Origin of the sequence: Reyranella sp. (genome assembly GCF_052439685.1) — a bacterium.
Taxonomy (GTDB): domain Bacteria; phylum Pseudomonadota; class Alphaproteobacteria; order Reyranellales; family Reyranellaceae; genus Reyranella.
On sequence record NZ_JBQVQG010000002.1, the window covers coordinates 343,089 to 364,302 of the forward strand.

18 protein-coding genes are annotated in these 21,214 nt (G+C 66.2%); 11 read left to right on the top strand and 7 right to left on the bottom strand.

Annotated features, from left to right (window positions below; genetic code table 11):
* Positions 1 to 13: 13 nt before the first annotated feature.
* A complete protein-coding gene (locus ACT6UX_RS04735) occupies positions 14 to 1,609 on the top strand; it encodes a gamma-glutamyltransferase family protein (RefSeq protein WP_444774134.1) in 1,596 nt (531 codons plus the stop codon).
* Here the strand turns inward: ACT6UX_RS04735 and ACT6UX_RS04740 are convergent, their stop codons facing one another.
* On the bottom strand, positions 1,610 to 3,193 hold the full coding sequence (locus tag ACT6UX_RS04740; RefSeq protein ID WP_444773982.1) for an amidase family protein: 1,584 nt from the start codon (positions 3,191 to 3,193) through the stop codon (positions 1,610 to 1,612).
* A 156-nt stretch (positions 3,194 to 3,349) separates the two neighbouring features.
* Between ACT6UX_RS04740 and ACT6UX_RS04745 the strand changes: the two genes are divergently transcribed.
* Genes ACT6UX_RS04745 through ACT6UX_RS04760 form a run of 4 tightly spaced genes read left to right on the top strand, consistent with a single transcriptional unit; the run spans position 3,350 to position 6,934 of the window.
* Positions 3,350 to 4,324, top strand: coding sequence for a Bug family tripartite tricarboxylate transporter substrate binding protein (locus tag ACT6UX_RS04745; protein ID WP_444773983.1), 975 nt, complete (start codon positions 3,350 to 3,352; stop codon positions 4,322 to 4,324).
* A gap of 9 nt (positions 4,325 to 4,333) precedes the next feature.
* Positions 4,334 to 5,302, top strand: a complete 969-nt coding sequence (locus ACT6UX_RS04750) for a Bug family tripartite tricarboxylate transporter substrate binding protein (protein ID WP_444773984.1) — start codon at positions 4,334 to 4,336, stop codon at positions 5,300 to 5,302.
* 38 nt (positions 5,303 to 5,340) lie between these two features.
* Positions 5,341 to 6,027, top strand: coding sequence for a glutathione S-transferase family protein (locus tag ACT6UX_RS04755; protein ID WP_444773985.1), 687 nt, complete (start codon positions 5,341 to 5,343; stop codon positions 6,025 to 6,027).
* A 46-nt stretch (positions 6,028 to 6,073) separates the two neighbouring features.
* The gene (locus ACT6UX_RS04760; RefSeq protein WP_444773986.1) at positions 6,074 to 6,934 is read left to right on the top strand and encodes an alpha/beta fold hydrolase; all 861 of its coding nucleotides are present in this window, start codon (positions 6,074 to 6,076) and stop codon (positions 6,932 to 6,934) included.
* A gap of 183 nt (positions 6,935 to 7,117) precedes the next feature.
* Here the strand turns inward: ACT6UX_RS04760 and ACT6UX_RS04765 are convergent, their stop codons facing one another.
* Positions 7,118 to 8,446 (bottom strand): NAD(P)/FAD-dependent oxidoreductase, encoded by a 1,329-nt coding sequence (locus ACT6UX_RS04765; protein WP_444773987.1) that lies wholly within the window; start codon positions 8,444 to 8,446, stop codon positions 7,118 to 7,120.
* 99 nt (positions 8,447 to 8,545) lie between these two features.
* On the opposite strand from ACT6UX_RS04765, the gene ACT6UX_RS04770 reads away from it, so the two are divergent.
* The 3 genes from ACT6UX_RS04770 (at position 8,546) to ACT6UX_RS04780 (ending at position 12,201) form a co-directional block, all read left to right on the top strand.
* The gene (locus ACT6UX_RS04770) at positions 8,546 to 9,757 is read left to right on the top strand and encodes an acyl-CoA dehydrogenase family protein (protein ID WP_444773988.1); all 1,212 of its coding nucleotides are present in this window, start codon (positions 8,546 to 8,548) and stop codon (positions 9,755 to 9,757) included.
* A 127-nt stretch (positions 9,758 to 9,884) separates the two neighbouring features.
* Positions 9,885 to 11,099 (top strand): acyl-CoA dehydrogenase family protein, encoded by a 1,215-nt coding sequence (locus ACT6UX_RS04775; RefSeq protein ID WP_444773989.1) that lies wholly within the window; start codon positions 9,885 to 9,887, stop codon positions 11,097 to 11,099.
* Between the two features lie 13 nt (positions 11,100 to 11,112).
* Positions 11,113 to 12,201: a hypothetical protein gene (locus tag ACT6UX_RS04780; protein ID WP_444773990.1), complete on the top strand. Its 1,089-nt coding sequence runs from the start codon at positions 11,113 to 11,115 to the stop codon at positions 12,199 to 12,201.
* On the opposite strand, the gene ACT6UX_RS04785 is transcribed toward ACT6UX_RS04780, so the two are convergent.
* Positions 12,182 to 13,153, bottom strand: coding sequence for a MerR family transcriptional regulator (locus ACT6UX_RS04785; RefSeq protein WP_444773991.1), 972 nt, complete (start codon positions 13,151 to 13,153; stop codon positions 12,182 to 12,184). The genes ACT6UX_RS04780 and ACT6UX_RS04785 overlap by 20 nt on opposite strands.
* 138 nt (positions 13,154 to 13,291) lie before the next feature.
* Between ACT6UX_RS04785 and ACT6UX_RS04790 the strand changes: the two genes are divergently transcribed.
* Entirely contained in the window at positions 13,292 to 14,314 is a 1,023-nt protein-coding gene (locus ACT6UX_RS04790) for an aldo/keto reductase (RefSeq protein WP_444773992.1), read from the top strand.
* A gap of 4 nt (positions 14,315 to 14,318) precedes the next feature.
* Here the strand turns inward: ACT6UX_RS04790 and ACT6UX_RS04795 are convergent, their stop codons facing one another.
* Genes ACT6UX_RS04795 through ACT6UX_RS04810 form a run of 4 tightly spaced genes read right to left on the bottom strand, consistent with a single transcriptional unit; the run spans position 14,319 to position 18,080 of the window.
* A complete protein-coding gene (locus ACT6UX_RS04795) occupies positions 14,319 to 15,605 on the bottom strand; it encodes a hypothetical protein (RefSeq protein ID WP_444773993.1) in 1,287 nt (428 codons plus the stop codon).
* A gap of 5 nt (positions 15,606 to 15,610) precedes the next feature.
* On the bottom strand, positions 15,611 to 16,489 hold the full coding sequence (locus ACT6UX_RS04800; protein ID WP_444773994.1) for a TauD/TfdA dioxygenase family protein: 879 nt from the start codon (positions 16,487 to 16,489) through the stop codon (positions 15,611 to 15,613).
* Between the two features lie 13 nt (positions 16,490 to 16,502).
* Positions 16,503 to 17,255 carry an SDR family oxidoreductase gene (locus ACT6UX_RS04805; protein WP_444773995.1) on the bottom strand — a complete coding sequence of 251 codons (753 nt, stop codon included), beginning with the start codon at positions 17,253 to 17,255 and terminating at the stop codon, positions 16,503 to 16,505.
* Between the two features lie 12 nt (positions 17,256 to 17,267).
* On the bottom strand, positions 17,268 to 18,080 hold the full coding sequence (locus tag ACT6UX_RS04810; RefSeq protein ID WP_444773996.1) for an enoyl-CoA hydratase/isomerase family protein: 813 nt from the start codon (positions 18,078 to 18,080) through the stop codon (positions 17,268 to 17,270).
* Between the two features lie 119 nt (positions 18,081 to 18,199).
* Between ACT6UX_RS04810 and ACT6UX_RS04815 the strand changes: the two genes are divergently transcribed.
* Together ACT6UX_RS04815 and ACT6UX_RS04820 are read left to right on the top strand one after the other, a co-directional pair.
* Positions 18,200 to 19,765 (top strand): ABC transporter substrate-binding protein, encoded by a 1,566-nt coding sequence (locus ACT6UX_RS04815; protein ID WP_444773997.1) that lies wholly within the window; start codon positions 18,200 to 18,202, stop codon positions 19,763 to 19,765.
* A 45-nt stretch (positions 19,766 to 19,810) separates the two neighbouring features.
* Positions 19,811 to 21,187 carry an amidohydrolase family protein gene (locus ACT6UX_RS04820; protein ID WP_444774135.1) on the top strand — a complete coding sequence of 459 codons (1,377 nt, stop codon included), beginning with the start codon at positions 19,811 to 19,813 and terminating at the stop codon, positions 21,185 to 21,187.
* Positions 21,188 to 21,214 lie beyond the last annotated feature (27 nt).

The window sequence follows — 21,214 nt, forward strand, 5'->3', positions numbered from 1 at the left end:
TAATAAACAGGCGATGATCGTGGCCCCGCAGCCCGAGCCCACGGAGGCCGGTGCCGACGTGCTGCGCGAGGGCGGCAATGCGGTCGATGCCGGCATCGCCTGTGCGCTGGTCCAGGGCGTGGTCGATCCGCAGATGTGCGGCATCGCCGGCTTCGGCTCCTGCGGTATCTACATGCCGGGCAAGAAGTTCCACGGCTATATCGACGCCCATGCGCCGGCGCCGCTGGCCGCGCGGCCCGACATGTGGGCCAACCTGATCGAGAGCGAGGCGCGCGACGGCTACGGCTTCATCCTGAAGGGCCGGGTGAACGACATCGGCTACAAGTCGATCTGCGCGCCGGCCAATCTCAAGATGTATTACGACGCCCACCGGGAGCATGGCCGCCTGCCCTGGTCGCGCATCGTCGAGCCGGCGATCCACTGGGCCGAGAGCGGCTGGACCGTGCGGCCGCACGTTCATTTCTGGTGGGCCGACGGCGGCGCCTTCGGCCGCGCGCCGAACTTCGAGCGCACCGGCTTCACGCCGGCCGCGCGCGAACTCTACTGCCGCCCTGATGGTGTGCCGAAGCGGGTGGGCGACCGGGTGGTGAACCGCGACTACGGCCAGACGCTGCGCGCCATCGCCAAGGGCGGCGCCGATGTCTTCTATTCGGGCGAGATCGCCCACGCGATCGCCGACGACATGAAGAAGAACGACGCGCTTCTGTCGATCGAGGATCTCAAGGCCTGGAAGACCGTCCGCAACGAGCCGCTATGGGGTGACTATCGGGGCTACAAGGTCTCGACCAACCAGCCGCCGGGCGGCGGCGTGATGCTGATCGAAATGCTGAACATCCTGGAGAACTTCGACATCGGCGCGCTGGAGCACGGTGGGGCAGAGCATCTGCGCATCGTCGCCGAGGCGATGAAGCGGGCGACGATCGACAAGGATGCCAAGGTCGGCGATCCGAGGTTCGTCACCGTGCCGGTCGGCGAGCTGACCTCCAAGGCCTATGCCAAGACGATGGCGGCCGAGATCGCGCACGGCGAGAAGGCGAGCGTGACGCGCTTCAATTCGGGCGCGGTGTCGAAGGACACGACGCATATTTCGGTGCTCGACAGGGACGGCAACTGTTTCACCATGACCCATTCGCTGGGCATGCCTTCGGGCGTGATCACGCCGGGGCTGGGCTTCATGTACAATGGCTGCATGGGCGTGTTCGATCCGCGGCCCGGCCGCGCCGGCTCGATCGCGCCGGGCAAGGCGCGCTTCAGCTCGGTCGTGCCGTCGATCATCTTCAAGGACGGCAAGCCGCACCTGATCATCGGTGCGCCGGGCGCCACCCAGATCGCCATGGGCGTGCTGCACGTCATCCTGAACGCGCTCGACTTCGACATGACCATGGTCGAGGCGGTCAGCGCGCCGCGCTTCTCGGCGACTTCGGATGCGATCGACATCTCGAACCGCATCCAGGGCCGGGTCGAGCGCGAGCTGCAGGCGCTGGGCTATCCGGTCGTCCGCAGCCCCTACGGCTTCGGCTTCGCCGCCGTCCACGGTATCCGCATCCACGAGGACGGCCTCGATGGCGGCGCCGACCCGGGCCACGACGGCGTGGTGATCGCGGTTTAGCTACAGCGCGGGCAGGTCCGGGGGCGGGCGGCGGGCTTTGGTCGCCTGCTCGAACGCGTAGGCGAAGCGCAGGAGCGTGGCTTCGCTCCAGGCGCGGCCGGTGAAGGTGAGGCCGAGCGGATAGTCGGGCGTTTCGGTTGCGCCGACACCCGAGACGAAGCCGGCCGGCACCTGCACGCTGGGATAGCCCGGCTTGGCGGCGACCGCAGCGCCGCTCGTGCCGGGAAACACCACCGCATCGAGCCGGTGCCGGCTCATATAGGCGTCGATGCCGCGCTCGGCGGCCGCCAGGTCCATGGCGCGCGCGGACTTGTATTCCGGCTCCGAGAGATCGCCCCTGGTCGCCTCGGCGGCCAGGAACAGGTCCTGCCCGTAGCGCAGCGCCTTGTCGGCATTGGCCGTGTTGAAGGCGACGATGTCGGCCATCGTCTTCATGTCGGTGCGGGTCGCCCAGTCGCGCAGGTAGAGATTGAGGTCGCGCTTCAGTTCGTAGAGGAAGACGAGGGACGCGCTGCCGGCCGTGCCCTTCAGCGGGCTGAACGGATTGCGGTTGAGCACCGCCATGGTGGTGCCCGGTCCGCCGATCCAGGCGATCGGCGGAAGGGCGGCGCGCACGACCGTGGCACCGAGGTCTTCCAGCACCGAGATTGCCTGCGCCATCACCTGCTTCGCGCGGCGCGTGAGCGGCCCGAAGAAGGGATCGTTGAGCGGATCCTCGGGATCGCTCGGCACGCCGATGCGCGCGCCCCTGAGGCCGTCCGTGTCGAGCCCCCCGGTGTAGTCGTCCGGCCGCTGTAGCAGGTGCGTCGCCGGATCGTCGGGATCGCGCGCGGCCAGGACGTTCAGCAGGATCGCGGAATCGCGCACCGTGCGGGTGAGGGGGCCGGCCGTATCCTGGCTGTGCGAGATCGGGATGATGCCGCTGCGGCTGATCAGCCCGACCGTCGGCTTCACCGTGACGAGGCCGTTCTGGGTGGCGGGGCTGAGCAGCGAGCCCGAGGTCTCGGTGCCGATCGCCGCAGCACACAAGCCGGCGGCGACGGCGACGGCCGAACCGGCGCTCGATCCGCCGGGCAGCACGACCGGCGCATGGTCGTCCATCAACGAGGGCGAATAGGGGTTCCGGACATAGCCCGCGATCGAGCTGTAGCCCGACGGCATGCCGATCGCGAGGACGTTGGCGAACTCGGTGAGGTTGACCTTGCCGAGGATCACCGCGCCCGCGTCGCGCAGCTTCCGTGCAACGAACGCATCGTCCCTTGCATGGGCGCCCGCCAGCGCCAGCGAGCCCGCGGTCGTGGGCTGGCGGTCACCCGTCGCGATATTGTCCTTCAGCAGGATCGGCAGGCCCGCGAGCGGGCGGCTGGCCGAGGGCTTCTCTGCCTCGAGGGCCTTGGCGATGGCCAGCGCATCGGGATTGGTCACGCGAACCGAGTTCAGCCGCGGCCCCTGGCGATCGTACGCCTCGATGCGAGCAAGGTAGGACCGCGTCAGGTCGCTCGATGTGACGTGACCCTGCGCAAGGGCTTCCTGCAACCCCGACAACGAGGCATCGTCGACTGCCGTTTTATGTTGTTCCGACACGGACCACCCTTGCTTCCGCCGCCAAGATGGACGGCGCGCGCATCTTTACATGAAGAGAGCATGGGCGTGCGCGGGTTGCGTGGTTCGCCACGCGACCGGCCTCCATTGCATGCCGCCTGTAGCGTCCTAAACTCCTCGTCAAAAGCGGAGGAAACAATGAAGGGCATCGGACGGCGCCACGTCGTGGCGGCGGGCATGGCACTCGCGGCCTCGACGGCCGGAGCGAGGGCGCAAGGGACCTATCCGGACCGGCCGATCCGGCTCGTCATCGGTTTCACGCCAGGCGGCCCGACCGACATCGCCGGCCGGCTGCTGGCGCAGCGCCTGGGCGAAATCCTCGGCCAGCAGGTGATGGTCGACAACAAGCCCGGCGTGGCGGGCAACCTCGCCTCGCAGATCGTGGCGGATGCCAAGCCCGACGGCTACACGCTGCTGGTGGGCACATCGATCATGGGCATCGTGCCGGCGCTCTACGACAAGCTGCCCTATGACCCGATCAAGGGCCTGGAGGCGGTGGCTCACTTCACGACGGTCCCGATGATCGTCGTGGCGCCGGCCGGCGGCATCGGCTCGATCGAGGAGCTTGTCGCGGCGCTGCGCAAGGAGCCGGGCAAGCTTTCCTATCCGTCGCCGGGAAATGGCAGCCTGATCCATATGGGCAGCCTTCTGCTCGCCCAGCGCGCCGGCGGGGATGCGCTGCACGTGCCCTACAAGGGCTCAGCGCCGGCCATGCAGGACACCTTGGCCGGAAGGCATGCGTTCCAGATCGATACCCTGGGCAGCAGCAAGGGCTTCGTCGACGCCGGCCGCCTCAGGATCCTGGCGGTCTGCGACACCAAGCGGGCGGCTTCCATGCCCGACGTGCCGACGGTCCAGGAGAAGACCGGCATCGCGATTGAGGTCGTCACCTGGAACCTGATCTTCGCGCCGGCCGGCACACCGAGGCCGATCGTCGACCGCCTGAATGCCGCGATCAACCAGGCGGTGCGAACGCCCGAGGTGATGGAGCGGGCCAAGGCCATCGGCATCGATCTCGTCGAATCGACGCCGGCCTCATCCAGGAAATTCTATGAGGAGCAGATGGCCATGTGGGCGCCGATCGTGAAGGCGTCGGGCGCCAAGGTGGAATAGGGGGAAGCCATGAAGTTCACACGACGGAGCGCGCTCGCCGCACTCGCAGCGGCGGTTCTTGCCACGCCGGCTGCCGCGCAGACCTATCCCGACAAGCCGATCCGCATGATCATCGCTTTCGCCGCCGGCGGACCGACCGACGTGGTCGGTCGACTGCTGGCACCGCGGGTCTCGGCCATCCTGGGCCAGCAGGTGGTGGTCGAGAACAAGCCCGGCGCCACCGGCAATATCGGCACCGCGATGGTCGCCGATGCCAAACCCGACGGCTACACGATCCTGTTCAGTGCCTCGACCATGGCCATGGCGCCGGCGCTCTACGGCAAGCAGCTGGGCTACGATCCGGTGAACGGATTGGCCGCCATCGCCTATGTGGCCAGCGTGCCGCTGATTCTCCTGGCGCCCATGGATGGCGCCAAGACGATGCCCGAACTCGTGAGCATGCTGCGCAAGGATCCGGGCAAGTATTCGTATGCGTCCTCGGGCAATGGCGGGATGATCCATCTCGCGAGTTATCTGTTCGCGACCCGTGCCGGCGGCGATGCGCTGCATGTGCCTTATCGCGGCTCCGCGCCGGGCATGGTCGACATGATCGCCGGCCGGCACGGTTTCCAGATCGACACGCTGCAGTCGAGCAAGGGCTTCATCGACGGCGGCAAGGTGCGCGTGCTGGGCGTCGCCTCCGAGAAGCGCCTGAAGCAGCTTCCCGACGCGCCGACGATCAAGGAGTCCGCGGGCTTCGACTACGCCATCAACACCTGGTACGCGGTCTATGCGCCCGCCAAAACGCCGCGCCCGATCATCGACAGGCTGAACGCCGCCTTCAACCAGGCGCTGAAGCAGCCCGACATGGTCAAGAAGGCGGACGAACTCGCCATCGAACTGGTCGATTCGACACCTGAGCAGGCCAAGAAGTTCTATGATGACCAGATGGCTTTCTGGGATCCCATCATCAAGCAGTCCGGCGCCAAGCCGGAATAGCGATCCATACTAAAGCGTAACGAGTAACGGAGAATGCGATGATCAAGTTCTATTACAACATGGCGCCCAACCCGATGAAGGTAGCGCTCTGCCTCGAAGAGATGGGCCTGCCCTACGAACTGGTGCCTGTCGACACCCGCAAGGGCGAGCAGCATGCGCCGGAATACCTCGCGATCAATCCCAACGCCAAGGTTCCGGCCATCGTCGACGACGGCGAGACGGTGTTCGACAGCAACGCGATCCTGCTCTATCTCGCCGAAAAGACAGGCAAGTTCACGCTGGCCCCGGGCTCGAAGGGGCGGGGTGAAATGCTGTCCTGGCTGATGTTCGTGGCCTCGGGCATCGGTCCTTACTCCGGGCAGGCGGTGCATTTCCGCAACTTCGCGCCCGAGCCCAAGGAATACGCCGTCAACCGCTATACGTTCGAGGCGCAGCGCCACTGGGGCATCCTGGAAGAGCGGCTCGGCAAGCAGCCGTACATGTGCGGCGACGGTTTCAGCATCGTCGACATGGCGGTGTGGGGCTGGTCGCGCCTGATTCCGTTCGTGCTGGGGGCCGAGGCGCCCAAGCAGTTCCCCAACATTCAGCGTCACCTCGCAGAGATCAACGCGCGGCCGGCTGCGGTCCGCGCGCTGGCGCTCAAGGACAAGCACAGCTTCAAGGCCGATATGGACGAGGCAGCGAAGCTCGCGATGTTCCCGCATCTGGGCAAGAAGATCGCCTGAAGTCTTTTATCTCGACATCGGCAGAGCCGGGGCGCACATCGGTCGCATGACCGAATCAAGCGTTCCGGCCCTGCCGGCCGGGTTTCGTGCGCAGCAGATTGCCACGAAGGGTGCTGATATCCACGTCTGGGTGGGCGGTCAGGGACCGGCGGTCCTGCTGCTCCACGGGTACGGCGAGACCAGCGAGATGTGGGGGCCGATGGCGGCCGCGCTCGTGTCGACGCGCACGGTGATCGCGCCCGACCTGCGCGGGCTTGGCCTCTCGTCCAAGCCCGACTCCGGCTACGATAAGGCAACGCAGGCGCAGGACATCCGAACGGTCCTGCAGACGCTGAGGGCGGGGCGTACCGAGATCGTCGCGCACGATATCGGGAACATGGTCGCCTACGCCTATGCTGCTCAGTATCGCAACGACGTCGGCAGGCTCGTGGTCATCGACGCGCCTTTGCCTGGCATCGGTCCGTGGGAGCAGATCCTGCGCAGCCCGATGCTCTGGCACTTCAATTTCCGTGGCCCCGATGCCGAGCGCTTGGTCGAGGGACGTGAGCGCATCTACCTCGACCGGTTCTGGAACGAATTCTCCGCCGATCCGGCGAAGTTTGGCGAGGCGGCGCGCGCGTTCTATGCCGCGCGCTACGCCCAGCCCGGCGGCATGCGGGCGGGCTTCGCGCAGTTCGCGGCCTTTGCGCAGGACGAGATCGACAACAAGCGCTTCGCCGAGACCAAGCTGGCCATGCCGGTGCTCGCGCTCGGCGGCGAGAAGTCGTTCGGACCGACGATGGCTGCCGTGATGCGCTTCGTCGCCAGCGACGTTACCGAAGGCATCGTGCCGAACGCCGCCCACTGGATCATGGAAGAAAATCCCGACGCGACCGTCGCCCTCGTGACGAAGTTCCTCGGCGCATGAGGCGCGGTGCCGCGTCGGCCGGCTCAGCCCAGATATAGGCCGACAGGGACGACGTACTATCGCTTCCTGTCGTCCTGAACGCAGCGAAGACCTTGCTTAGCGGCCAGCGGACTCCGTAGCGGGCGCGAGATCCTTCGCTTCGCTCCAGGGCGGGGTTACCCCGCCCGCAATGACAAGGTTGGGCTACATCATCCCGGGCGCGCCCAGATCCGTGCCGTCGATCATGCGGCTGTAGCGGAACGGCGTCGGATCGACGATCGGCGGGTCGCCGGCGATGAGGTCGGCCGCGAGGCGGCCGGCGCCGGGGCCGATGCCGAACCCGTGGCCGGTATAGCCGGTCGAGAGGAAGAGGCCGGGCAGGGGATCGACGGCGGAGATGACCGGGATGCCGTCGGGCGTCGAGTCGATCAGGCCGCCCCAGGCGTGCGCTACCTTCAGTCCCTTGAGCGCCGGATAATGATCGCCGAGGCGTGTCAGGCCGCGCTCGACCAGTACCGGATCGGCAGCGGGGTCGAGCGTGCGCTGCCGTTCGAAGGGCGATTCCAGATCGAACGACCAGTTGGCGAAGGACTCGGGCCCTTCGAGAAAGGAACGGCCGATGCCGAAGGTGAGCCCGGTGCGGCGCTTCCTGAAGGTCGGCCAGAACTGGCGGGCGTAGAGCAGGCCCTGCGGCGACAGCTCGACGAGGCCACGTCCACCCAGTCCGACGGTGTAGCCGCCATCGAGCCGGCGGCGGATCGTGACGTCGGGCATCGACAGGCCGCCATCGGTGACCTCCGGTGCCGCCACCGTGGCGAAGGAGGTCGAGCGTACACTGGCCTGGGCGAGCCGCAGGTCGTGGCGGCGGCAGAAGAGGGAGCTCCAGGCACCGCCCGCCAGCAGGACGGTGCGGGTGCGGATGATCCCGTGTTCCGTGATGACCCCCGCGACCTTGCCACCTTCGATGTCGAGGCCGCGCGCGGCGCAGTGCTGGTGGAGCGTGGCGCCATGCTTGCGCGCGCCCTCGGCGAGGGCAGGACCGGCCAGGGAAGGCTCGGCGCGGCCGTCGCTCGGCGAATGCACGCCGCCGATCCACGGTCCGGTGCTGCCGGGCGTGAGTTCCTTTGCCTCGGCTGCGCTCAGTACCCGGCTGTGCATCTGGTACTCGCGGGCCTTGAGGGTCCACGCCTCCCACTGGGCGAAGTCATCCGGGCGATCCGTGACATAGGTGAGGCCGGTGCGGCGAAAGCCGGTCTCGGCGCCCAGCTCGCGCGACAGGTCGCCCCAGATCTCCAGGCTCTTCATGGCGAGCGGGAGCTCGCGCAGGTCGCGATGTTGCTGGCGGCACCATCCCCAATTCCGGCTGGTCTGCTCGCCGCCGATCACGCCCTTGTCGAGCAGCGCGACCCGGTGGCCGCGTTTCGCCAGCCAATAGGTGGCGGTACTGCCCGCGATGCCGGCGCCGATCACCACGATCTCGGCTGAGGAGGGGAGTTTCTCGTCGCTGACGACGGGCTGGACGGGAGGGGACATTGGCTTCCTGCGGACTGTACGCGCTGCGGAACAGTGTATCGCACGCTTTACGCGCCGGAACCCGGCGCGGTACCTTCCGAACCCTAAAAGGAGCCCCCAATGGACCTGACGTTCGGCAAGGAAGAACTCGCCTTCCAACAGGAAGTGCGCGACTGGCTGAAGGAGAACCTGACGCCCGAGATCGTGGGTGAAATGAAGGTGGGCCGGAACGCCTATATGCCGAAGGAGCGTCTGGTCGACTGGCAGAAGCGCCTGGCCAAGAAGGGCTGGCTCTGCACCGGCTGGCCGAAGGAATTCGGCGGCCCGGGCTTCACGACGACGCAGAAGTACATCTTCGAGATGGAGATGGCGAAGGCGGGCGCTCCCGGCACCTCGCCGTTCGGCCCCAAGATGTGCGCACCGGTGATCATGAAGTACGGCTCGGCCGAGCAGAAGGCGCGCCACCTGCCGCCGATGCTGAACTCCGACCTGATCTGGTGCCAGGGCTATTCCGAGCCGGGCTCGGGTTCCGACCTCGCGTCGCTGCGCACCAAGGCCGTGCGGGAAGGCGACTTCTACATCGTCAACGGCCAGAAGACCTGGACGACGCTCGCGCAGACCGCCGACTGGATCTTCTGCCTGGTGCGCACCTCGAACGAAGGCAAGCGCCAGGAAGGCATTTCCTTCCTGCTGATCGACATGAAGACGCCCGGCATCTCGGTCGAGCCGATCATCACCGCCGACGGCAACCGCGCCGGCACGCAGGAAGTGAACTCGGTGTTCTTCACCGACGTGAAGGTGCCGGTCGAGAACCGGGTCGGCGAAGAGAACATGGGCTGGACCTACGCCAAGTATCTGCTCGAGTTCGAGCGCGGCGGTAATCCCTACAGCCCGCGGCTGCGCTCGGGATTCGAGCGGCTGAAGCGTCTGGCGCAGTCGATGCCGGAGGGCGAGGATTCGATCATGGCCGATGCGGCATGGCGCGAAAAGCTCGCGCGCATGGACATCGAGATTTCCGGTCTCGAGATGTTCGAGCAGGAGTTCTATTCCAAGCTGGCGGCCGGGCAGAATCCGGGCCCGCTCTCGTCGATGATCAAGCTGCGCGGCACCGAGGTGATGCAGCAGGTCCAGGAATACGCCGTCGAGGCGGCGGGTTACTACAGCCAGCCCTTCCCCGAGCAACGCGCCTGGAACGCCAATGTCGAGCCGATCGGCCCGGAGGGCGCCGACGTGCTGGCGCCGCGTTACTTCAACGGCCGCAAGATGACGATCTACGGCGGCTCGTCGGAAGTGCAGCGCGGGATCATGTCGAAGGTGATGCTCGGCCTTTAGGCCGATCATCCCGAGCGTAGCGAAGCGAAGCCGAGGGGTCGTCTCCCTCGGCGCTGTCCTTCGAAATGAAAAGAGGTCTCTCCGCTGCGCGCCTTCGGCGCTTCGGTCGAGACGACGGGAGTATGTGATGCGCCTGGCCTTCAGCGAACAGGAACTGGCCTTCCAGCAGGAAGTGCGTGAGTGGATTGCGGCCAACATGCCGCCGGAAGTGGCGGAGGAAAGCCGCCGCAGCCGCAGCAGCCACGTCTCCAAGGAGCGGCTGCTGCAGTGGCAGAAGAAGCTGGCCGGCAGGGGCTGGCTCTGCCCCAACTGGCCGAAGGAATATGGCGGGCCGGGCTGGACCTCGACGCAGAAGTTCATCTTCGAGATGGAGATGGCGCGCGCCGATTCGCCCTATCTCTCCTCGTTCAGCATCAAGATGGTGGCGCCGGTCCTGATGAAGTTCGGCAGCGACGCGCAGAAGAAGCGCTTCCTGCCGAAGATTGCCGCGGCCGAGGAACTGTGGTGCCAGGGCTATTCCGAGCCGGGCTCGGGCTCCGACCTCGCTTCATTGCGCACCAAGGCCGAGCGCCAGGGTGACCATTACGTCGTGAACGGTCAGAAGATCTGGACGACCAATGCGCATTTCGCCGACTGGATCTTCTGCCTCGTGCGCACCTCCAACGAGGGCAAGCGCCAGGAAGGCATTTCCTTTCTGCTGATCGACATGAAGACGCCGGGCATCACGCTCGATCCGATCTATCTGGTTGACGGCACGCGCACGCCGATGCGCCACGAGGTCAACCAGGTCTTCTTCACCGACGTGAAGGTGCCGGTCGAGAACCTGGTCGGCGAGGAGAACAAGGGCTGGACCTACGCCAAGTTCCTGCTCGAGTTCGAGCGGGGCGGCCAGGCCTTCGGGCCGCGTCTGCGCAAGGCGTTCCGCCATCTCCAGACGCTCTCGAGGACGCAGATGAAGGAGGGCGAGTCGCTCTCGGCCGATCCGCAGTGGCGCGAGAAGATGGCCGCCGTCGAGATGGAGATCGACGCCATCGAGATGAACGAGCTGATGTTCTATTCGAGCCTCAAGACCGGCGACGCGCCGGGCAACATGGGCTCGGTCGTGAAGATGCGTGGCACAGAGGTCGGCCAGAAGGTGACCGAGCTCGCGGTCGAGGCGGTCGGCTGGTACGGCACGCCCTTCACCGAACTGCGCAACTACGACAGCAACGTCGTGCCGGTCGGCGGCGAGTATGTCGACGACGTTTCGCCGCGCTACTTCAACACCCGCAAGACCACGATCTACGGCGGCTCGTCGGAAGTGCAGCGCAACGTGCTGGCCAAGGCGATGCTCGGCCTCTAGGGGCTGGTATCGCGTGAGCAGGCCGAAGAAGGCGATCTTCTACGCGATCCTGGCGGCCATCGTCGTGGTCGCGCTGGAGATCGGCGCCTCGGCCTTCCTCTACGCCGTCAACAAGGACAGGATCGCCGCCCTGCCGGGGCCACCGTCGGAGCCCGCGATCCTGCTGGCTCTGCGGACAGGGTTGAGCTGGCTACTGCCCGGGGCGTTTCCTGACCCGGCGACCTACCGGCGCATGACACGGCTGCCGGCGGGGTTCTTCGCCGAGGATGCCGAGCAGGGATATCGCGCCAATCCGGGGCGATACATCTTTCGCTACAGCGGCATGCGGCAGGGAAAGGTCGAGCATCTCGACGCCGTTGTGACGATCAATCCGGACGGGACGAGGCTCACCGGCAAGGCGCCCGCCGGTGCCGCACGCAGGATCTTCGTGCTGGGCGATTCCTATGTTTTCGGCGACGGCGTCAACGATCAGCAGACCTTCGCCTTCCTGCTGCAGACGGAATTTCCCGGCACCGTCATCCACTTGCATGCGCTGGCCGGCTACTCCTGGGCCAACGCGCTGGTCACGATGCAGCGGATCAAGGACCAGATCCGCCCCGGCGACGTCGTCGTTCTGGGTTATGCCCAGTACTACAAGGAACGCCATGTCGCCGCGCCCGCGCGGCTGCGCAGCATTCGCGACTGGATGGCCGCGACTTTCCCCGAGGTCGAACTCGAGCCGAAGGACAGGGTGATCCGCGCCCGGCTCGACACGAGCAATCGCCTGGCACTCGATACGATCCCGATGCATTGCAAGTTCGATCCGGCCTATTGCGCGAGCCCGGAGCCTGCGCCGGACTATGTGGACCGCGTATCGAGCGAACTTCTGCGGGCCATTGCGGCGACCACTCCAGAGAAGATTCTGCTCCTGCACATGTTCGGCGCGAAGAACGATCCGGTGCTGCAGAACCTGCCCGGCAATGTCGAGATCGTTGCCGCGACCCCGCAGAACTTCACCTATGTCATGCAGGACAACATCATGGGCCTCGACGATCACGGCGGCCCTTACTGGCATTACGCCATGTATTCGAGGCTGAAGCCGGTCATCGCCGCACGGCGATGACGCCTTCGCTACGCGCCCGCACTTCCGGCGTGGCGAGGCAGGAAGCCAGCGCCTCGTAACCCGGCGCGCCAGGATAGGGCGCGACGCGGAACGGCGGCGCGTGATTGGCCGGACAGAAGAGCACCGTCTCATCAGGGCCGAGCGCATCGAGATCGAGGATCGACGAGGAGCGCGTCATCACGAACAGCGGCGGCGCGTCGGGACCGCGGCGGCGCAGATAGGCGATCACTGCTTCCTGCGTCGGCTTGTCGAGGCCTTGTTCGACGAGGTCGACGATGACGGGCGTGGGCGCTTCGAGGCCCGTGAGAAGAGCCCTGAGAGCCGGCGAATCCGTCGCGCCGTCCTGCACGAGCACGCCGACCGTCGGTTCGATCGTCAGCTGCAGCGAGGGATCAGCGGTTCGGTCGAGACCGAGGAAGGTGCCGTCTAGTTCATCGGCAATCCGCATCGCCAGCCGCGTCTTGCCGCTGCCCAAAGGGCCGGTGATGTAGGTGAGGGGGCGGATGTCGCGCAGATCGAAGGGCTCGCCGCCCCACGGCCACGGAAGGTCGAACGTGATTTGGAGCCCGGGCGTCGGGACCAGTGTGCGAGCGAGGTCGGACGCGCTCGGCGCCCCGCCGCGTGCGAGGTCGCCGCGCAGCGACCGCACGCCATCGATGGCCGCGAGCAACTCCCGCAGGCGCGCCTCGAGAGACGCCTGATGGGTGGCCAGCGCTGGCTCCAGGCCGCTTGCATCACCCTTCAGGATCCGCGCCACCTGCGCCAGGCTGAAGCCCAGAGACCGCAAGGCCACGATCTCAGAGGCGCGCTCCAGGTCCTGCGGCCCGTAGGCCCGCCAGCCCGCATCGGAGCGCAGGGGGGCGAGCAGGCCACGCTGCTCGTAGAGGCGTAGCGCCTTGGTGGAAATGCCGAGACGCCGGGCGGCGTCGGATGCGTTCAGGAACTGGCTCACGATCGACCTCGTTGCATGTTGATCGCAAGCCCTATGAGGGCGGTCCCTGGGGCCGGGTCAATACGCTTTTTCAGGCACGGCCATTCCTTCGTCACCGCGGGGCGGCGTAGTCTGGGTGTCGGATGACGGAGGAAGCCCATGGACTACCGCAATCTCGGCCGTACCGGTTTGAAAGTCTCGGAGATCTGCCTGGGCACGATGACCTTCGGCAACGGCGCTGACCAGGAGGGCGCCACCGCGATGGTGAACGCTGCGCTGGATGCGGGCGTCACCTTTTTCGACACGGCCAATTCCTATGTCGCCGGCACGTCGGAGACGATGCTGGGCGTGGCGCTGAAGGATCGGCGCGCGGACGCCATCATCGCCTCCAAGTTCTTCAATCCGATGGGCGGCCGACCCAACGATTCGGGCATGTCGCGGCTGCACATCAAGCAGCAGATCGAGGGCTCGCTGAAGCGCCTGCAGACCGACTACATCGACGTCTACTACATCCATCACGTCGACCATCAGACGCCGCTCGAGGAGATGCTGCGCGCCCTCGACGATCTCGTGCGCGACGGCAAGATCCTCTACACGGCCTGCTCCAACTTCGAGGCCTGGCGCCTGATGGAAGCGCTGTGGATCAGCGACACCAGGGGCTGGGAGCGCTTCGCGGCCTACCAGCCGCAATACAGCCTCGTGGTGCGCGACATCGACGAGGAAATCGTGCCGGCGCTGCAGCTCAAGGGACTGGGCTGCGTGGCCTGGTCACCGCTCGGCAGCGGCTACCTGGCCGGCAAGTACACGCCGGGCAATCTCAAGGTGCAGGGCAGCCGGTCGGCCGAAGGCTGGGGCTTCCAGAGCAAGTTCTTTGCGCCCAACCACGGCGAGATCCTCCAGACCCTGCAGGAGACGGCGAAGGAACTCGGCAGGCCGCCGGCCGAGGTGGCGCTGCGCTGGGTCATGGATCAGCCCTTCATGACCAGCGCCATCGTCGGCGCCCGCAACGTGGAGCAACTGGGCGAGACACTGAAGGCGGGCGGCTGGCGTCTTCCGGCCGAGGCGTTGGCGAAGTTGAACGGGATTTCGGCGCAGCCGCACAAATACCCGCGCGCCTTCGAAGACCCGATGCCCGCACGGCGTGTCGGCGCACTGAAGATGCCGGGCGGCGCAAAACCGTGACGCTCTATTCCATCGCGACCAGCCGGCCGTCTTCAATTCGGCAGAGGCCGCGGTCCGACGTCGAGGGCCGGCCGGCGAGAGTCAGCACGTCCGGCACATAGATCGGCCGGTTGCTGGCGAAGCCGGCGGTCGCGACAAGGCGGGCCTGCTTGCCCGCCTCGGCCTGCGAATAGACGACCGTGACACCATTGATCAGAGCGAATTCGTCCGGCCAGGCGAGGCGTAGCACGGTGACAGGGCGGCCGCGCTCGTCGCGGGCGGTCCAACGCTCGACCCTGGGCGGCGGGCTCGGCTTGCCGATGCCGCGATGGACGGCGCCGTCCAGCGTGATGCCGGTCTGCGTCATCTGGCTGAGCGGCAGCATCGTATTGATCTCCTCGCCGTTCTGGCCGACCCAGATTTCCAGATGCGGCTGGTGGATCCATGACCCGCCCGACGGCGCGGTGGCGGGGACGGGATCGAAGACCTGTACGATCAGCGTGTTGCTGCCGACACCGACCGTCCTGATCTCGGCTGCCTGATCGGCCGGCGCGGGCTTGCCCCAGACGAGGAACCCATTGTCGCCGGCCGTCGTCATGCCCGGCACGCAGTTGCCGAGCGCGGTGCCGGCCGCGATCGCGGCCTTGCCGGGCAGACCGGGCGCCACCACCGGATAGGCGCCGACCGTCTCCGCATCGATGCGCGCGGCGAAGGCTTGCGGCGGCTTGGGCCAGGACGGACAACCGACACCGAGATCGCGTTGGGTGCTATCCTTGGCCAGCGCCCGCACGAGCCGCGTCCGGTAGTCGATGTCGGTCAACGTGCCGCTCTGCTCCGAGACATTGTGATAGCTGCAATCGCGCTCGGTCAGGGCGCCGAAGGGCGCCAGCGAATAGGTGACCTCCATCGACCAGCGCCACGACGAGCCGCCATACTGGTGATGGACGAGGCGATTGGGCCCGACCTCGACATCGTCCTCGCCGACCCCGGCCATTCCATAACCATCGTTGCAGAGCTGCAGGACCTGTCGGGGCGCCGCCGTGCCGTCCAGCAGCCAGTATTCGACACCGCCGTCGCGCGCGTTGCCGTTGATACAGCCTTCGTCCTGGTCTTTGGGCTTGTCGGCGAGGCCGAGATGAATCTCCACGACCGAGAGCGACGCGCCGGTGGACGACCTGCCGGCATCATATGTCTTGGCGACCTTGCAGCTGGTGCGTGGGCCGCAGACCGCCACCGTCTGCGCGGCATCCGGAGCCGCGAGCGCAGCGATGGGAAGCAGCAGCAAACCGGCCGCGAGGAGCAGGGGCTTCATTGCGGTCAGCCCGCCAGCACGGACTCGCCCACGATCTGGGTCCGGTGCATCAGCCGGCGCAGGCTCTCGTCGAAGGCGTCTCGACGGTGCATGACGCAGCGATTGTCCCACATCACCAGGTCGCCCGCGCGCCACTTCTGATACCAGGCGAACTTCTCCTGCGTGGCATGCGCCCAGATGGCGTCGAGCAAGGCTTCGCTCTCCTCGACCTCGAGCCCATGGATGTAGGCGCCTGGCCGGCGGCCGAGGAACAGGGCCTTGCGGCCGGTGACGGGATGCAGGCGGACGAGGGGGTGCACGGCCCCCGGCGTCTGGCGCACGTCGACGGTGCGCTGGAATCCCTTGCGCAATTCACCGGCCGAATTGCGGCTGGAATCGTGGATGCAGACCTTGCCTTCGATCGCGCGCTTCAGCTCGGGCGTCAGGGTTTCATAGGCGGCATACATGTTCAGGAAGCCGGTATTTCCGCCGTCGGCGGGCACTTCCAGCGAATAGAGCAGCGACGCCCGCGGTGGCAGCTCGTTGTAGGACATGTCGGTGTGCCAGACGAGTTCGTAGTTGCCGAGGCTGCCGACTGCCTTGCCGTCCTTCTTGACGCTGGCGATCACCGCCACCCATTCGCGGGCCTCGTCGATCACGTCTGAATCGGCGCGGTCGAGACTGGCGGCAGAGATCGGCACGCGGTCGAGCTCACCGAACCGGGCGCTGAACTGCATCAGCATGCGATCGTCGAGCTTCTGGCCCGAGAAGCGTAGCACCAGATGCTCTCCCCAGGCCTCCGCGATTCGCGCAAACACCTCGTCGCTGACGGGCTGGGAGAGGTCGACGCCGTGGACGTCGGCGGCAAGCGCCGCACCGGTCGGCTGAATCCACAATCCACTCATCGGCCAAGCTCCTTCATCCGTGCATCGTGAGACCACCGGAGACGCTGATCGTCTGACCGGTGATGAAGCCCGCATCGTCGCTCGCCAGGAAGCAGACGATGCCTGGAATGTCTTCGGGCTGACCGACCCTCTTCATCGGGATGGCGCTGACGAGGGCGGCACGGACCTTCTGGCCGCGCTCGTCGTCGCCGGCGACCGCCGCCAGCAGCGGCGTGTCGGTCGGCCCGGGGCAGACCGCGTTCAGGGTAATGCCCTTGCGCGCGACCTCGCGCGCCACCGTCTTGGTGAAGGCAATGATGCCGCCCTTGCAGGCCGAATAGACCGCTTCCTGGGAGGACCCGACGCGGCCGGCGTCCGAGGCGATGTTGACGATGCGGCCGCTGCCGCGCGTGACCATGCCCTTCAGCACGACGTGGCTCATGTTGAGCGGTCCGCGCAGGTTGATGGCGATCAGCTGGTCCCACAGGTCGGGCGTCGTATCGACGAAGTTCGCGAAGCGGTCCCAGCCGGCATTGTTCACGAGGATGTCTGTTGGGCCGGCGGCACGCTCGAACTGGGCAATCGCCGAACCGACCGCCTCGTAGTCGGCGATGTCGACTCCCGAGGCATATCCCTTGATCTCTTCGGCGACCTTCGTTGCGCCATCGAGGTTCTTGTCGAACACCCCGACCCGCGCGCCGTAGCCCGCGAAGCGCCGGCAGATGGCGCTGCCGATCGCTCCCGCGCCGCCCGTCACGATGACGTTCTTACCTTCGAGTCCGCGCATTTCATTCCTCCGTCAGATCGGCGAATACGGATCGAACTTCGGCTTGCGCTTCTCCAGATGCGAGGCGAGGCCTTCCTTCACGTCCGGGCCGAGGAAGCCCAGCATCTCGAGGCCGAGCGAGGTGTCGAAGGTCGGGCCCATCATGCGCAGCCAGTTGTTCAGCGCGTACTTGGTGAAGCGGATCGAGGTCTGGGCGCCCTCGGCCAGCTTGGTTGCCACTTCCAGGCCCTTGGCTTCGAGCTGCTCGTCCTCGACGCAGAGCGAGACCAGGCCGATACGCTCGGCTTCCTCACCGTCGATGGCCTCGCAGAGCAGCAGATAGTACTTCGCCTTGGCCATGCCGCAGAGCAGGGGCCAGACGATACAGGCATGGTCGCCGGCGGCGACGCCGAGGCGGGTGTGGCCGTCGATGATCTTGGCCTTCTTCGAAGCGATCGAGACGTCGGCCAGGATGCCGGCGACGAGGCCCGCGCCGACAGCCGGTCCGCGCATCGTGCTGACGATGGGTTTGGAACAGTTGATGACGTTGTAGACGATGTCGCGCGCTTCCTTCCACGTCCGCAGCAGCGCGTTGTGGTCCCGGATGTTGTTTTCGATGATGTCGAAGTCGCCGCCGGCCGAGAACACCTTGCCGCCGGCACCCTGGATGATCACGCAGTTGACCGTGTCGTCACCGTCGATGTCGCGCCACACGTCGACCAGCTCGCGATGCATGATCGCGTCCGTCGCATTGTACTTCTCGGGTCGGTTCATCGTGACCCGCAACACCTTGGGATGGGGACGATCGAACAGCAGACGCTGATAGCGATTTTGCCAGTCGGACATGGGCTTTCCTCCGTTGCGCGAGAGGTTAGCACCGCTCGCGCGGATCGGGGAATGGCATGCTGATTGCGTTCGATATGAAAGGTGAAGTGGGAACGAACGGGGGATCGGACATGCGAGCCATGAAGTGGGCATTCGGGGCGGCAGCGACGGCATTGTTGTCGCTTTCAGTGCAGGCGCCTGCGCACGCGCAGACAATCCGCGCCGTCATGCATGCCGACATCAAGATCATCGATCCGATCTGGACCTCGGCCTACAACGTTCGCAACTACGGCTACATGGTCTACGACACGCTGCTGGCCATGGACGAGAACCTCGTCGTCAGGCCGCAGATGCTCGAAGGCTGGAAGATCAGCGACGACAAGCTCACCTACACTTTCACCCTGCGCGACGGGCTGAAGTTCCATGATGGCGCGCCGGTGACCTCGGCCGACTGCATCGCTTCGCTGCAGCGCTGGGCGCCCAAGGATGCGATGGGGCAGAAGCTCTTCTCGACGCTGAAGGAGCTAAAGCCGGTCGACGACAAGACCTTTACCATGGTGCTCAAGGAGCCCTATGGGCTGGTGCTGGAATCGCTGGGCAAGCCGAGTTCCACGGTGCCCTTCATCATGCCCAAGCGGGTTGCCGACACGCCTAACAATGTGCAGATCAGCGATCCCACGGGATCGGGTCCCTTCGTGTTTCGCAAGGACCTGTGGCGGCCGGGCGAGAAGACGGTCTACGACAAGTTCAAGGACTACAAGCCGCGCAGCGAGCCGGCCTCCGGTCTGGCCGGCGGCAAGGTGGTCAATGTCGACCGGGTCGAGTGGCTCAACATCACCGATGCCCAGACCGCGGTGAACGCGCTGCTGGCCGGCGAGATCGACTATATCGACCAGCCCGAGATCGAGCTGCTGCCGTTGCTCGCCAAGGACAAGAACATCGTCCTCGGCACTTACAACAAGCTCGGAGGCCAGATGAACCTCCGCTTCAACACGCTGCACAAGCCGTTCGACAATGCGAAGATCCGCCAGGCGGCCCTCTACGCGCTGAACCAGAAGGATTTCCTGATCGCGGGCTTCGGCGACGAGAAGTACTACAAGGAGTGCAAGGCGCTGTTCATCTGCGGCACGCCGTTCGCCACCGACAAGGGCTTCGAGGACAAGCTGAACTCCGACTTCGCCAAGTCGAAGGAAATCCTCAAGCAGGAAGGCTATGACGGCACGCCCGTCGTGCTGCTGTTCGCCACCGACACACAGACCGGCCGGCTGACCCCGATCGTGAAGTCGCTGCTGGAGCGGGGCGGCTTCACCGTCGACATGCAGGCGATGGACTGGCAGACCGTGCTGTCGCGGCGCACGCGTAAAGAGGCGCCGGACAAGGGCGGCTGGCACGCTTTCATCACCACCTGGGTGTCGGCCGACCTGCTCGATCCGATCATGATGTCGTACATCGCCGCCACCTGCGAGAAGGCCAATGTCGGCTGGCCGTGCGACCCGCAGATGGAGAAGCTGCGCGACGCGTTCTCCCGCGCCACCACAGACGCCGAGCGCAAGGAGCTGGCAATCGCCATCCAGGTGCGCGCCTCGGAATATCCGATGTATGCCAATCTCGGCCAGTACATCATGCCCGTCGCCATGCGCACCACGATCACCGACCAGCTCAGCGGACCGGTGCCGATGTTCTGGAACATGAAGAAGAAGCAGTAGGGCGGTCGCCGCCGACAAGAACCAAAGGGGGAAACGTTGACCATCGTGATTCACAACGCTGCCATCGTCACCGTCGACGATGCGGACAGCGTCCACTACAACTCAGCGATCGCCATCGAAGGCGACCGCATCGCCGCGATCGGTCCCAGCGCCGAGCTGCTGGCGCAATACCCGACGGCCGAGAAGATCGACGGCACCGGCAAACTCGTGATGCCGGGCTTCGCCAACATCCACACGCACTTCACCATGACCCTGGCGCGCGGCGTGTTCGAGGACCTGTCGCCGCCGCACAAGCCGCCTTTCTCCGGCGGCCTGTCGCCGATCCCTCTGCCCGACATGACGCCGGACGAGCGCCGGGCGTTCGCGCTGCTCGGCGCCCTCGAGGCGGTGCGCAGCGGCACGACGCACGTGCTCGAGGATTCCAACGACATCGATCATTATGCCGAGGCATTGGCCGATACCGGCATGCGCTTCCTGCTGGCCGAGCGAGCCTATGACCGCATCGGCACCTCGATCGGCGATCCCGCGCCCTACCAGCTCGACCGTGCGCTGGGGCAAAAGCACATCAGGAACATCGAACGCAATCATCGCGGCTGGAATGGCAAGGCCGACGGGCGGATGCGCATCGCCATCTCCGCCTGGGCACCCGACATGTGCTCGCCGGAGCTGCTGCAGGATCTCAGCGCGCTACAGAAGCAGCTCGACACCCGCATCACCATCCACCTCAACCAGATCTGGGGCGAGGTGGCGGCCGTGCGTGCCCACCGCAACCGCCTGCCGACCGAGTATCTCGCCGATCTCGGTTTCCTCAACGACGGCATCATCTGCGCCCATTGCCGCTGCATGGAGCCGTCGGAAGAGAAGCTGCTGGGCGAGGCGAAGGTCAACGTCTCGTTCAATTCCGCCATCGCCGCGCGCCGCGGTCTCAGCCCGCGCATCGCCGATCTCGAAAGCTACGGCTGCAACATCGGCATGGGCTCCGACAACATGGCCGAGGACATGGTCGAGGTGCTCCGCACCGGCCTGTTCATGGAGCGCGTGCGCCGCGAGGACGGCCGCGAGCCGACACCCGAGCGGGCGCTGCGCTGGGCAACGCGCAACGGCTACCGGGCGTTGGGCGTCCCCGAGGGCGGCTGGCTGGCGCCGGGCAACAAGGCCGACCTGATCATGGTCGACCTGCAGCGGGCCCATCTGATCCCGGTCCTGCGCGTCGTCTCCGACTTCGTCCATAACGGCCAGGCGCGCGACGTCCAGTCGGTGATGGTCGACGGCAAGTGGGTGATGAAGGACGGCGCCGTCCTGACGATGGACGAGGAGAAGATCCTGCACGACGCCCAGCGCATCGCCAACGAGGCCTGGTCCCGAACCTTCAAGACCCGCTTCACGCCGCCCGCGGGTTTCTCACCGGACGCGCTGCCTTAGCAGCTGAACGATAACCTCGTCGTCTCG